This is a genomic window from Chitinophaga cymbidii, from assembly GCF_007992715.1.
GTDB lineage: Bacteria > Bacteroidota > Bacteroidia > Chitinophagales > Chitinophagaceae > Chitinophaga > Chitinophaga cymbidii.
In genome coordinates this window covers 2,528,453-2,540,394 of record NZ_BKAU01000001.1, presented here as the reverse complement: position 1 = coordinate 2,540,394, position 11,942 = coordinate 2,528,453, and the positions used below count along the sequence as shown (strand labels likewise).

General features: G+C 50.2%; 9 protein-coding genes and 1 tRNA gene. 6 read left to right on the top strand and 4 right to left on the bottom strand.

The window, feature by feature from the left end; all coding sequences use genetic code 11:
• Positions 1–96: 96 nt before the first annotated feature.
• Entirely contained in the window at positions 97–837 is a 741-nt protein-coding gene (locus CCY01nite_RS10540; RefSeq protein ID WP_146860443.1) for an SDR family NAD(P)-dependent oxidoreductase, read from the bottom strand.
• A gap of 75 nt (positions 838–912) precedes the next feature.
• Between CCY01nite_RS10540 and CCY01nite_RS10535 the strand changes: the two genes are divergently transcribed.
• The 3 genes from CCY01nite_RS10535 to CCY01nite_RS10525 all read left to right on the top strand — a co-directional run bounded on the left by CCY01nite_RS10535 (position 913) and on the right by CCY01nite_RS10525 (position 2,287).
• On the top strand, positions 913–1,260 hold the full coding sequence (locus CCY01nite_RS10535) for a winged helix-turn-helix transcriptional regulator (protein ID WP_146860440.1): 348 nt from the start codon (positions 913–915) through the stop codon (positions 1,258–1,260).
• A gap of 69 nt (positions 1,261–1,329) precedes the next feature.
• A tRNA-Glu gene (locus CCY01nite_RS10530) sits at positions 1,330–1,401 on the top strand.
• 172 nt (positions 1,402–1,573) lie between these two features.
• The gene (locus CCY01nite_RS10525) at positions 1,574–2,287 is read left to right on the top strand and encodes a hypothetical protein (RefSeq protein ID WP_146860437.1); all 714 of its coding nucleotides are present in this window, start codon (positions 1,574–1,576) and stop codon (positions 2,285–2,287) included.
• Between the two features lie 114 nt (positions 2,288–2,401).
• Here CCY01nite_RS10525 and CCY01nite_RS10520 read toward each other — a convergent pair whose 3' ends face one another.
• The 3 genes from CCY01nite_RS10520 to CCY01nite_RS10510 form a co-directional block, all read right to left on the bottom strand.
• Positions 2,402–3,724, bottom strand: a complete 1,323-nt coding sequence (locus CCY01nite_RS10520; RefSeq protein ID WP_222614338.1) for a DUF3863 domain-containing protein — start codon at positions 3,722–3,724, stop codon at positions 2,402–2,404.
• 259 nt (positions 3,725–3,983) lie between these two features.
• Positions 3,984–4,718, bottom strand: a complete 735-nt coding sequence (locus CCY01nite_RS10515; RefSeq protein WP_146860431.1) for a dihydrofolate reductase family protein — start codon at positions 4,716–4,718, stop codon at positions 3,984–3,986.
• Positions 4,719–4,800: 82 nt separating this feature from the next.
• The gene (locus CCY01nite_RS10510) at positions 4,801–5,574 is read right to left on the bottom strand and encodes a CHAD domain-containing protein (protein ID WP_146860428.1); all 774 of its coding nucleotides are present in this window, start codon (positions 5,572–5,574) and stop codon (positions 4,801–4,803) included.
• Between the two features lie 197 nt (positions 5,575–5,771).
• On the opposite strand from CCY01nite_RS10510, the gene CCY01nite_RS10505 reads away from it, so the two are divergent.
• The 3 genes from CCY01nite_RS10505 to CCY01nite_RS10495 all read left to right on the top strand — a co-directional run bounded on the left by CCY01nite_RS10505 (position 5,772) and on the right by CCY01nite_RS10495 (position 11,934).
• A complete protein-coding gene (locus CCY01nite_RS10505; protein WP_146860425.1) occupies positions 5,772–7,373 on the top strand; it encodes a hypothetical protein in 1,602 nt (533 codons plus the stop codon).
• An 89-nt stretch (positions 7,374–7,462) separates the two neighbouring features.
• Entirely contained in the window at positions 7,463–9,457 is a 1,995-nt protein-coding gene (locus tag CCY01nite_RS10500; RefSeq protein WP_146860422.1) for a hypothetical protein, read from the top strand.
• 113 nt (positions 9,458–9,570) lie between these two features.
• Complete coding sequence (locus CCY01nite_RS10495) at positions 9,571–11,934, top strand: TonB-dependent receptor (protein ID WP_146860419.1); 2,364 nt, start codon at positions 9,571–9,573, stop codon at positions 11,932–11,934.
• The last annotated feature ends 8 nt before the right edge of the window (positions 11,935–11,942 follow it).

Sequence of the window (11,942 nt, the reverse complement as noted above, 5' to 3'; positions counted from 1 at the left end):
GTTTAGCAGGTATGAATGCGTCTCATACACTTTTGTACCAGTTGGCATTGTACATAATGATACCCAAAATATCCGGTTATGGCGCTATTTATTTTGTTAAATGTTCGTTCCGCCGTCGATCGTGATGCCTGTGCCGGTGATGTTTTTTGCCTGTTCGCCGGCGAGAAATGCCACCATAGCGGCAATATCTTCGGTTTCGCCGAAATCGTCCACCGCCAGTAAAGTCCGCTGAAAATCGGCGGAGGGACCGTCTGCCGGGTTCATATCGGTGTTAATGGGACCGGGGTGCACCAGGTTCACCGTGATGCCTTTCTTGCCTACTTCACGGGCCAGTGCTTTCGTAAGCCCCACGAGCGCTGTTTTGCTCATGCTGTACACCGTGGCGCCGGGGAAAGCCACTTTATCCACCATGCAGGTGCCGATATTGATGATGCGGCCACCTTCTCCGAGATATTTTAAAGCCGCCTGCGAGCCTACGAACACGCCTTTTACATTGACGTTCATGGCATGATCATACTCCTCCAGGGAAAATTCTTCCATGGGTTTGTAGGATGCCACGCCGGCGTTGTTCACGAGAATATTGAGCCCGTTGAATTCTTTCGCCGTTTGATCTACGGCGGCCTTCAGGGCACTTGCATCCGCGCTGTCCGCCTGGATGGCGATGCCTTTTACGCCGCAGGCTTCAATGGCTTTCAGCACTTCGTGGGCTTTTTCTTTTGATGCACTGTAAGTGATGGCTACATTTGCGCCTTCTTTAGCCAGTCTTTTGGCGATGGCCGCTCCTATGCCGCGGCTCCCTCCTGTTACCAGGGCTGTTTTGTTGCTGAGATTTTTCATATGGCAAATGTAGGATGGAAGTATTATTTTTGCATGTACTGCTTAAATTGTTAAGTACTAACAAAAACGTAAGATATGCGTAAAGAGAGGTCTACAAATGCGATGAACGAGGCAGCCATCGTCCGCGGCTGCGGGATGGCCTATACATTATCTGTGCTGGGCGGCCGCTGGAAGCCCGCGATCCTGTTCCGGCTGCTGCAGGGCCGGATGCGGTACAGCGAGCTGCTGCGGGCCGTGGAGGGCGTGTCCGAACGCATGCTGGTAGCACAGCTGCGCGAGATGGAGGCGGATGGCCTGGTGAGGCGGATCGTATATGCGGAGGTGCCGCCGCGGGTGGAATATGAACTGACGGAAAAGGGAATGTCCGCCGAGCAGGTGATTGAAAGCATGTCTGACTGGGGGAACCTGAACCGCCCTGACTGACAATTGTGTTGGAAAAATTTGGAATTGTGTGGATTTCGATTACCTTTGCAATCCCAAAAATGACCATATGCCGCGTTGGTCAATCGGCTAAGACGCCTCCCTTTCACGGAGGAATGACGGGTTCGACTCCCGTACGCGGTACAGAAAACAAAAAGGTCGCCATCAGGCGGCCTTTTTTATTGCCTCAAATAATCACCCAATGTTTCGATGAAAATAGTTCATATCCTCATGAGGGCGTTATTGCCTGTGAAATAATAAAGAAATGGATTGATGCAGACGTGTGGGAAATCATTACGATTACCACAGAACGTCCATGGACGGTAGGCCCTGGAGAAGGAATGCAGGGATTGTTTTATCTCCATTGGACATCCAAACAGTTGAGATTATCGCATTTTTTCATTATATTGGATATCCATACCCTGCTTATATGAATTTAACCCATGAAGAAATCCAAAAAGCTCGTCGAATAAGCAGAGCGATACAGGAATATCTCCTATCAACAGGCCAAAAAGATGCAAGAACACCTGATATTTATAGCTTTTTAGTTAGAAGAGGATTAATAAAAGCAGACAGACACAATGGGCTATTTTTAAGACGTTTTCTTAATAAGTTAAAACATGCAGGAATGCTTAAATTAATACCTCAATGTGCGCATTCTCTATCAGCTTCGGGACAAAACGAGTGGCATTTTTATCTTGCCTCGGAAGACCGAGCGGAGCTTAGTGATATACGAACAACAGGAGAAGATTCGCAAAAACATTATGCCCCCAAATTGTCACAAGATGAAATCGACCAACTAATAGCTAAGGAAGCGCCACTTATCGATTCTCTCCCTAAAAGAACAAACGCAAAATTTACATCACAAGAATTGGAAATCAGAAAAAATTATCCACGAGCTTACGACCCTTGGACTGCTACAGAAATCGACCTAATGAAAAGAGTATTTAAGCAATCTAATAATATTGATGCCGTTGCTACTCTCTTGAAACGACAGCCTCATATAGTTAAGGAACGTTTAAAATCCTGAAATGCCATTCCAGTCATTAAATTGTTCCGTTAGGCCACAAAATCCAGCAAATCCTGCATCAAACGTTTTTTTTTACTCGGTGCTACTAACACGCCTGCTTTCAGATTAATCATTTTACAGGTCGCTATTAGTTGCGCTATTCAAGTTCGGATAGTGCCGTAAAATCAATGACCGTGCTCCCTTCGGCAGCGAATCAAACGGTATCGGCTTATCTTGCGGGCGTGTCTGTTTTTGATTGATGTCACCCAGCAGGCTCCATTTACGGGTCATTTCCCCCGGCTCCTTTGCCGTGAGAGTATAATTTGTGAAGTCAATCACCTTTTCCGATCCCGGATCGCCGGCCGTTCGTAGCAAAGCCAATCGAAAATCTTTATTCATAAACCACCTGATTTCCTTATCTGCGTCAGAGCCGCCAATGCCAGAGCCCTTTTCTACAAAACGGTAATTGAAATCGTTGCGCTTGTAGTGTTCCCGCCAGATCAAACCAAACTCTCCTTGTGTTATTAATTGGGTGTCCGGCCAACGTCTTTTGATCTGGCTTAGCCACATTTTAAGATACTCAGTATCATAGGGCAGCGATAACTCCCAGCAGTTGGTAACCCATGCGAACTTATTCAGATTAAATCCTTCATCAAAATGAACCGAAGTGACATGCATCATCTGCTTCAATCCAGTTTCAGCTCCGTATTTACCAATGGTCTCGATAGGACCTACGCTCAGTCTGCTATTGAAACCATCAGCAAAGCCGGCTCTCCTCCCGGCAAGAAAATCAACAGACCAGCCATCCAGGTTTACACAGTCGATGAAATCGGACTCATTTTGAGCAGGTTTGCAAAAATGTTCTTTGGAAGGATAGAAGGGGTAGGATACAGATCCATCACCATCCTGATTGTCAATGCTGAACTGGCTCCATATGTTTCCCTGACAAACATGAATATTCTCCTTTTCCGCCAGATATTGTTGATTTTCCGAAGACATGAAACCAGCTACAATACTCCTGGGCCTGTAGCCGTTACCCACCATCCCGGTTATCAGATCTAACGCATCATGAATATCCTTATTGACTTGCGCTGCTGTGTTGTAGGCATTGGCAAAATAAGCGCCCGGGATAAAAGTGATTTCGTCGCCATACTTATGATGATAGCTGATCACCAACTTTCTGATCTCCCTGTAATTTGCGCTGGTATCATTCAGTGCCAGCCAGCTGAATGCCCAGGTCATTTTCCCACCCGCAAAACCTTCGGCTACTGCACGCCGAAAAGCTTTCACCTTGGCAGGTGTGTGCATGGGCCGCTCATCCGCTCCCACATTTCTGGTTCTTGAAACTTCGATCTGATTGACCCTGATCACCGTGTTAAATGTCAGATACCGGTGCCCCATCAAACCTTTATCAGCTTTTTTTACAGCTTGTCCAAAACCAACTGATGTCAGGATCAATAGCGAGATTATGGTTAGAAATGTTTTTCTGCACATATAAAAAAAGATATTAATTAAGCAACTGGTGCTGTAAATGCCTGGAAAAAATATATGTTTAATGAAAGGGAGGTCTAACCTAAAGAAAGGCTTATTCCGGTCGCAGGGACAGGCTTAGATGCAAACTGAAAATAAAAACATACGGAGAGGCATAAGCAGCGCTTCATCGTTAAGGCGTTTTGGTTATCATTCAATATAATATTTTTCAAAACTAAAGTATCTATCAGATAAGGGCTTTATCTGAAAAGCTATTTTCTTTGTACTTTTTGATATCTTTTAATACAAAAAATTCACTTGTACGCATCAAATTGTTGCCTTCCTTTCTTATGATGATGTGTGTTGCGTTTTCCCCAACCACGCTTTGCATCTGATTATAGCCAAGCGCTATCATATCAATTCCTGAAAATAAATGTTCCCCCGAACCTAAAAAGATGGGCGGGAATGCTAAATGTAACTCGTCGATATAGCCTGCCTGTAAATACTGCTTTATAGTTGAAACACCACCGCCGATACGGATGTCTTTTCCGTTCGCCGCCTTTTTAGCTTCTTCCAACGCAGATCCGATGCCATCGGTAACAAAATGAAACGTTGTTCCTCTTTTCATAGCCACTGGTTTTCTCGCGTGATGCGTCAAAACAAACACCGGAACATGGTAAGGAGGTTCCTCACCCCACCATCCTTTCCATTCATCATCCGGCCACTTCCCACGGATGGGGCCAAACATGTTTCGTCCCATAATCCAGGCACCAACGTTCTCGAAGGACTTCTCCACGAATGCATTATCCGGGCCTTCAGTGCCGCCATATTTACGTCCCATCTTCCGAAACATTTTTGTCGGAAAGATCCAGTTATGAAGTTCCTCACCGCCTACTCCCAGAGGATCAGTTATATCTTGCTTGATGCCCGCACCAAATCCATCCAGGGAAACTGAAAATGCCGCGACTTTAACTTTACTCATAGTCAGATCTGTTTTATTTATGTAGTTCAACCGTTTTTTACGATACAAATTTCATCAGAAAAAATCGTGTTTCGGCGGTGTATCAATGTGACGCCATAAAGACCTTCCTCCAAAAACCGTCACTGATCATATGAATAGCGGCGCCCGCTTTATCCCGTTCCCTTTCCAGCTTGTTAATTGTTGCTTTGTTTCCCGCATTCTGGGAGATTAACAATTTAACAGCGATCGCCGTATCATGCCATTTACCGATGGCCTCCTGCAACTGATCCAGATAGGACGTGTTTATCCCCAACATGAGCACCAATCGTTTGTGGAGCATACCATGAACATATATTACGTTTTTTATTTTCTTGCGGGCAAGATGAAGCTTATCCGTGGATGGTGCAACAATGATCTTGGCTGTGGCCTTCAGCTGCCGGCGGAGCCAATGTTTGACAGCTCTATTCCGGATGGGGTGTAATGCTTTTAGAAGATATGTGATGGCATGCCTGATCTGCTTATCATAACGGGTCAGGCGCAGCCGGAACTTCCCGGATTCCTGATCAATAATACGCAGCTCTTCGTTCTTAAACGCAGGGTGGTCAATATTGAACTGCTTCATCATCTGAAGGTGGATGCCGGCTTCCCGGATAAGCCCTGCCCGGCGGAATATTTTCCTTACTTTTTCCAGCTGCGCTGCAGCACTCTTCTCTTCATGTGATTCCGCAAATTTTGTGAATGCTCTTATTTTTTTAATTTCCACACGCAACCTGTGCAGCGCTTCCTGGTCTCCGGAGCCGACAAAGACATACAACTGACGCCGTATTTCCAGCCACCTTTTAATAAGATATTTTTGTTGCCTTTTCCTTTTGAGCATACCCCAATATTTTATTATCTAAAGGTGGCCCAAATTCCATGCTGAAAGCTGTGACTGGACCGCTGATCATCAAAAGTATTCCGACAAAATCCAAATCACTGTATAGATCGAGATTTCAGCAAAGCATACTCAAAATCCGAATTTTTCCCGTATATATGAATAATTATATATAATTTGATCCGCAAATCCCTATTTCCATGAAGCAATTGTTCATCCTCATCACCCTTCTCGCATATGTATCCACCGCTTCCGCACAATTCAAGCAACTTGCGGAAGGCTCCCGGATTGGAGGTGGAAAAGGCCAGGCCGGAATTTTCCTGCTAAGCAACGGGCACACCGCGTTTGTTTATGAGCTATCATCAGATAAGAAAGGTTTCCAGCTGGAATTTTATAATACGGCGTATAAGCGCATCGCAACAAAGCCATTAAAGCCTGCGGCGCTTTCTGATAAAGATTCCGAGCTGATGACTTGCAATAAATTGGGCGCTGATCTGTTGGTAACTTTCGAGGTAACGAAAAACGATACGCCATTTTTGTACAGGGTGGTATATAATAGTGAAACAGGCGAGATGACGAACATGGAGAAAATTGGTGAACGGGGCAAGGAACCGAAAAATGCAGCGGCAGCCCGCCTGTTCGGAAATGTTCCGTCGCCTGGTTTTTATTTTGACATCAGCCCTGATGAAAAATTCTATGCGGTCGCCACAATGAACAGCTTTGTGGAAGACCGGAACAAACGCATTGAGTTGGCATTATTTAATGACCAGCATAAGGAAATAGCACATAGCTTTTTCAAGTCGCCGCAGAATGGCAAGTTCAAATACATGCGTTATGAAGATATGGCAGTGAGTACTGCGGGCAAATTATTTGTACTGGCTGAAGCCGAGAATACACGTTCCAGCGGCGGAAAAGAGTCGGACATCGTGCTGGCGGAACTGGCTCCGGGCAGCGATGAGGCTATTATTCATGGATTGGAAGGATGGAAAAACAAGGAGGAGCAATGGAATGGAGTATTTCACTACAATCCGGTTACCAACAAGCTGATCTATTTCTACGAACGGGCTTTCAGGAGCCGTTCCAAAACCTGCCTCCTAACGATCGATGCTGCAACGGGGAAGGTTGAATCTGATACGCTCATCCGGGTGGACGGTCTTGAGCCGCTTTACCAGGAACACTTTGGCAGGAAGGCCCATTTGAAGCTTTCACCCCAACAGCTGAGAATAAGGAAAGATGGAAGCTATACAATTATTTTTGAAGAAGTTATTGAGCATAGGACTACTTCCAAAATAGGAAGTAGCACCATTCATGAGCACGACAGTGAGCTTTGTGAGCTTGTGATGCTCAATTACGACAATAGTGGTAAGCTGAGCAGCCGCTACATATTACCCAAAAAACACTATCTGTATAATGATATGAGGCTTGGATTTTGTCATGGAAGCAGGCCGGGCATATCAAGACTGAAAGATTTTGGCAAAGAGTTCAATGTTTCGTTGTTCATCAACTCCATCTCCCGTCCGGCTGTGCTCTTCAACGATGATCCGGAAAATGAAGAAAATATAAAAAAAGGAAAAAAATTGAATACCATCAGAGATACGGATAATTGCGACGCATTCTATTTTCCACTAAAAGGAACGGATTTATTTCCACCGCGCTCTTATATATTCAGGAAGGGTACAGGCAGGGGCGAGCACTTTCCTGCTTACCTGGATATTGCGGACTATGATGAAGCCGGGAATACACTGGTCACGCTTAAACACGAAAATTCCAAAAGCCGCCGCCTGGTCTGGTTACAATTATAGTGTACACCGCTTATGGGTGAACTGGAAGGGCAACTGCGCCTTTTACCCGAAATTTTCCGTAAATTTATCCAACACCCCATCATAACCCCATGACCACACCCGTCAGAGAAAATACCGCGCCCACACACCGGAATGCCCCCGCACCACCGTTCTTCCTGCCGCAGGAAAACAGCCGCGATCAATTCTTCGCGCCAGCGCCAGTGCCGGCACCAGCATCCGCTCCAGCGCTTCCACCAACATCATCCACTCCATCCACATCAACATCAACCCCCATCATCCAACGCCAACCCGCCACCACCACATCCCCCGATGAATGGACCATCTTCGCCGAAGAATTCAACACCCACTTCCGCTCCATCCTCCACGTATTCAACGAAAGAGGCTGGCCCCCGGACAGCCACACCGCACCCGGCTCGCAAAGCGGCGACTCGCTGGATGAAGCGCAATTACAAGCCCTGTTCACCGACAACCAGCGGCGCCTGCTGATGGACTTCTTCTCCACCGGCCAGATCCCCGACCGGCTCTTCAACGGCGACGAAGTGAACCACACCACCGCGCAGCAACGCCTCCTCATGGCAGCGCTGATCCTCTCCACCGGTACCTACCGGCCCGGCTCCTTTGAACAGCGCGTACATGCCAGGATGTGCTTCCACTGGGTCCACATCGTGCATCACTACGCCGGCGTAACACCCGCTTCACTCGGCAGGGGCATCATGGGCAGCTTCGATCATGCGGGGAATATCGTATTGCCCGCGGGCCGCGCGGAAGGGACCTTTATGGGCGACCGTGTATTTGCGGACGATCTGCCCGTGGATGAAAGCGGCGGCATCGGCCCTATTCCTGCGGACACCGGCCATGAAGATGCGGCGGAAAGCGAAGAAAGCAGAAGGGCCGTAGACCCCACGGAAGGCAGAAGAGTGCACCGCCGGCATGCATTTCCGTTCGCCCGTTTTGGGGAACTGCAACCGGGCGACTGGCTCTGGTATTACAATGCTAACTCCTCCGGCGGCGGATCGCACAGCGTGATCTTCTCCCGCTGGGCTGCCCCTGCGGATGCAGTGAACGGCGTCCATTACCACAGGGCCATCCTCTTCAGCCAGCCCAACCCCGGAAGAGGCGGCCGGGAACATACGGCCAACCTCGGCGAGCAATACTATAACGCAGGCGGCATACAGATCTACCCCATCACTTACGTTACCCGCGTTTCCGCAACGGCCCATCCGGCAAGCACAGTGGACGAGCTGCTGCCCTCCGGCAACGCGCGCGCGGAAGGAAGATTGAGCGCGGCCAACGAACGCTTCCTGGCCAGGGCCTCCCGCCGCTTCGGAAGGTCCGTCAGCCGCGAACTGCTCATCGAACACCTGCGCGAGGAAAATAACGACGCCATCGCCGCTGTATCGCACCGCCTGACCGATGGCCAGCGTACCCTCTTGCAGGATGCCAACGCCACCACCAGCCTCGAAACGCTGGTGCGCCTCACCCAAAGGCTGCGCGCACTGCGGCACAACACGGAGATCTATGAAAATAATATCGAAGCGACCTACGAAGGCCGCCTGAATGAACGGTACGCCACGGCATTGGAAGCGCACGAGCTGGAAACCGCCCGGATCACCGGGGAAATAGCGGAAGCCGACCGCGATCTCGCCACCGCCGCCACTGAAATAGAACGGCTCAACGAAGTATTACGCGATAGAGATCTTGCACCACAGTTAAGGGACATGCGGAGAGAGATCGCGCGGCTAAGACGCCAACTCGGAAGAATGCGGCGCCGCGATCCGGAAAGGGCCACCGTCAGGGAAACGCTGAACGACCTCCGCGAAGCGCTTCGTCTGCTGGAACGTGAATCCCGCAGCCGCAGCCGCGAGATCAGCGGCCTGCATTCCGGGGTCAGCGTGCTGGAAAGGCAAAGGCGCAGGCTCCGCCGCTTGCGGGAAAGGCTGGAGGGGGAACTCGGCGACAGCGAAGCCAGCCTTCCCTATGGCCTCGTGCACCCCGGTAACCTGGGGCGGCAGGACAGCTCCCGGATGACGGGCCGCATCGAAGATATCTTCACCATCCGCCAGATGGAACAGTTCGCGCCGTAACGCCGCACATCTTATCCAGCCACACATATTCCCCATCGCGTAAATAATATTCCCGATCAGATTACCGTACCGCCCCGCCTCACCGGAACTTTGCAGCCAAAAAAAATCAACATATGCACCGGATTTGCTACAAAGTACCATTACTAGCCATTTGCCTGTTATTGCTCGCCATCTCCCCGATATCCGCCCAGGAAAACAGGGGCGTCATCAAAGGCACGATCACCACCGCCGGCGACCAGCCCGCCGGATATGTGACCGTTGTACTGAAAGGCACGAAGAAAGTGGCTTTCACAGGAGAGGATGGCATGTTCACCATGCGCAACGTTCCCGCGGGAAATTATGAAATAGCGGTGTCCCTCGTGGGCTACACCACAAAGTCACAGCCGGTGACCGTGGAAGGCGGCAGGACCGTCAGCATCAGCATGCAGCTGGAAATTTCCGACCAGCAATTGCAGGAAGTGGTGGTGACCGGCCGCAACAACAAGTTCGGCGATAAGGAAACCGACGGCATCGCCCGCCTGCCCATCAAAAATATCGAGAACCCGCAGGTGTACTCCGTGGTGGGCAAAGATCTCATCAAGGAACAGGTAACTACGGACGTGGCGGACGCTTTCCGCAACATCCCCGGCGTAATGACCATGAAAGCCGGCGGCGGATCATCGGGCGTGATGTCCCGCGGATTCTCCACCTTCGCCAATGTGCGGAACGGACTGAACACCGGCGCCATCGGTCCCGAAGATCCCGTGAACCTCGAACGGGTGGAAGCCATCAAAGGTCCCTCCGCTACCCTGTTCGGAAGCCTCAAGCCTTCGTATGGCGGCGTGCTGAACTACATCACCAAAAAACCTTTTGAAACTTTCCGCGGTGAAGTGACCTACACGGGCGGCAGCTGGGAGCTGAGCCGCATCACGGCGGACATCAACGCGCCCGTGAACGCGGAAAGATCCGTGCTGGTGCGTACCACCGCTTCCTTCCAGACGGAGAACTCCTTCCAGGACCGCGGATACGCGCGCAGCTATTCCTTCTCCCCCAGCCTCGTATACAAAGCCAGCGACCGCCTGACCTTCAGCATCGAATATGAAAGAGTGGGACAGAAATGGAGCGCGCCGCCGCTGAGCTGGGTGATCGGTCCCAACGTACAGGCGAAAAGCTTCTCCGAAGTGGCGCTGCCGCACGGCCGCAACATCATCGGCAATTCTGTATACGACCAGAATACCATCAACAGCTTCTTTGCGCATGCCGATTATAAAATATCCGAAAAATGGACATCTTCCACGAACTACGCGGTATCTGAAGGGTATTACGACCGCTTTCAGTACATCGTATTCAGCTGGCTGACGGATTCCACGCTCGCCCGGCAGATATCATTCTTCATGCCGGACAAATTCGGCAACACACAATTCCAACAGAACTTCAACGGTGATTTCAAAATAGGTCCCTTCCGTAACAGGATGGTGATAGGGCTGGATTATTCCCGCGACTACTCCCGCCTGAACCGTACGCCCTACGCGCAGTACAACTATGATACGGTAAATGTAAAAGGCACCGTGCCCACCATCGACGTTACCGCGCTGGACGCATGGGGCGCGAAGCTGCCGTGGACGGCCACCAAATCTATCCGGAACATTTACAGCGCCTATGTGTCTGATGTGATCAACTTTACCGACGACCTGCTCGTGATGCTGAGCCTCCGCCTGGACCATAACGTGAACGAAGGCAGCTACAACGCCAACACCGGCAAAACTTCCGGCGCGTATGACCAGACCACCCTGTCCCCCAAGTTCGGCATCGTGTACCAGCCGGTGAAAGACAAGGTGGCCATCTTCGCTAATTACATGAACGGCTTCCAGAACCTCGCGCCCGCCGTGCAAACCGCCGGCGGCGATCCCGAGCCGCTGAAACCGCAGCGCGCGAACCAGGTGGAAGGTGGTGTGAAACTGGATCTGTTCGATGGAAAATTGAGCAGCACCATCAGCTACTACGACATACAGGTGGAAAACTCCACCTACCTGAATCCTAACAACCCCGCGCTCGTGACGCAGGACGGCACGCAACGCAGCAAGGGGTTTGAAGTGGAGCTGATCGCCAATCCCGTTCCCGGCCTGAATATCGTGGCGGGTTATGGTAATAACGAAAACAAATTCACGAAGTCCAGCTCCTCGTTAGTGGGCAAATCCGCCACCTGGGCGCCTGAGCACATCGGCAACCTCTGGATCAGCTACAAGCTGATGAGCGGCGCCGCCAAAGGGCTGGGCATTGGTGCGGGCGGCAACTATGTAGGCGATTCCTGGTTCGATACGGGCAATACGTTTACCCTTCCGGGTTATACCCTCCTGAACGCATCCCTGTTCTACGATCATCCCCGGTATGCACTCAACCTCAAATTCAACAACCTGCTGGATGAAGAATACTGGAACACCAATACCCTCGCGCAGAAAACCCGCAACATCGCGGCAAGCGTGAGCCTGAAATTCTAAAAAACACA

Bases quoted from the DNA above. Each gene is read 5' to 3' on its own strand.
- CCY01nite_RS10500 (WP_146860422.1), top strand. From the start codon at position 7,463: ATGACCACACCCGTCAGAGAAAATACCGCGCCCACACACCGGAATGCC.
- CCY01nite_RS10515 (WP_146860431.1), bottom strand. From the start codon at position 4,718: ATGAGTAAAGTTAAAGTCGCGGCATTTTCAGTTTCCCTGGATGGATTT.
- CCY01nite_RS10540 (WP_146860443.1), bottom strand. From the start codon at position 837: ATGAAAAATCTCAGCAACAAAACAGCCCTGGTAACAGGAGGGAGCCGC.
- CCY01nite_RS10525 (WP_146860437.1), top strand. From the start codon at position 1,574: ATGGACGGTAGGCCCTGGAGAAGGAATGCAGGGATTGTTTTATCTCCA.
- CCY01nite_RS10535 (WP_146860440.1), top strand. From the start codon at position 913: ATGCGTAAAGAGAGGTCTACAAATGCGATGAACGAGGCAGCCATCGTC.
- CCY01nite_RS10510 (WP_146860428.1), bottom strand. From the start codon at position 5,574: ATGCTCAAAAGGAAAAGGCAACAAAAATATCTTATTAAAAGGTGGCTG.
- CCY01nite_RS10505 (WP_146860425.1), top strand. From the start codon at position 5,772: ATGAAGCAATTGTTCATCCTCATCACCCTTCTCGCATATGTATCCACC.
- CCY01nite_RS10495 (WP_146860419.1), top strand. From the start codon at position 9,571: ATGCACCGGATTTGCTACAAAGTACCATTACTAGCCATTTGCCTGTTA.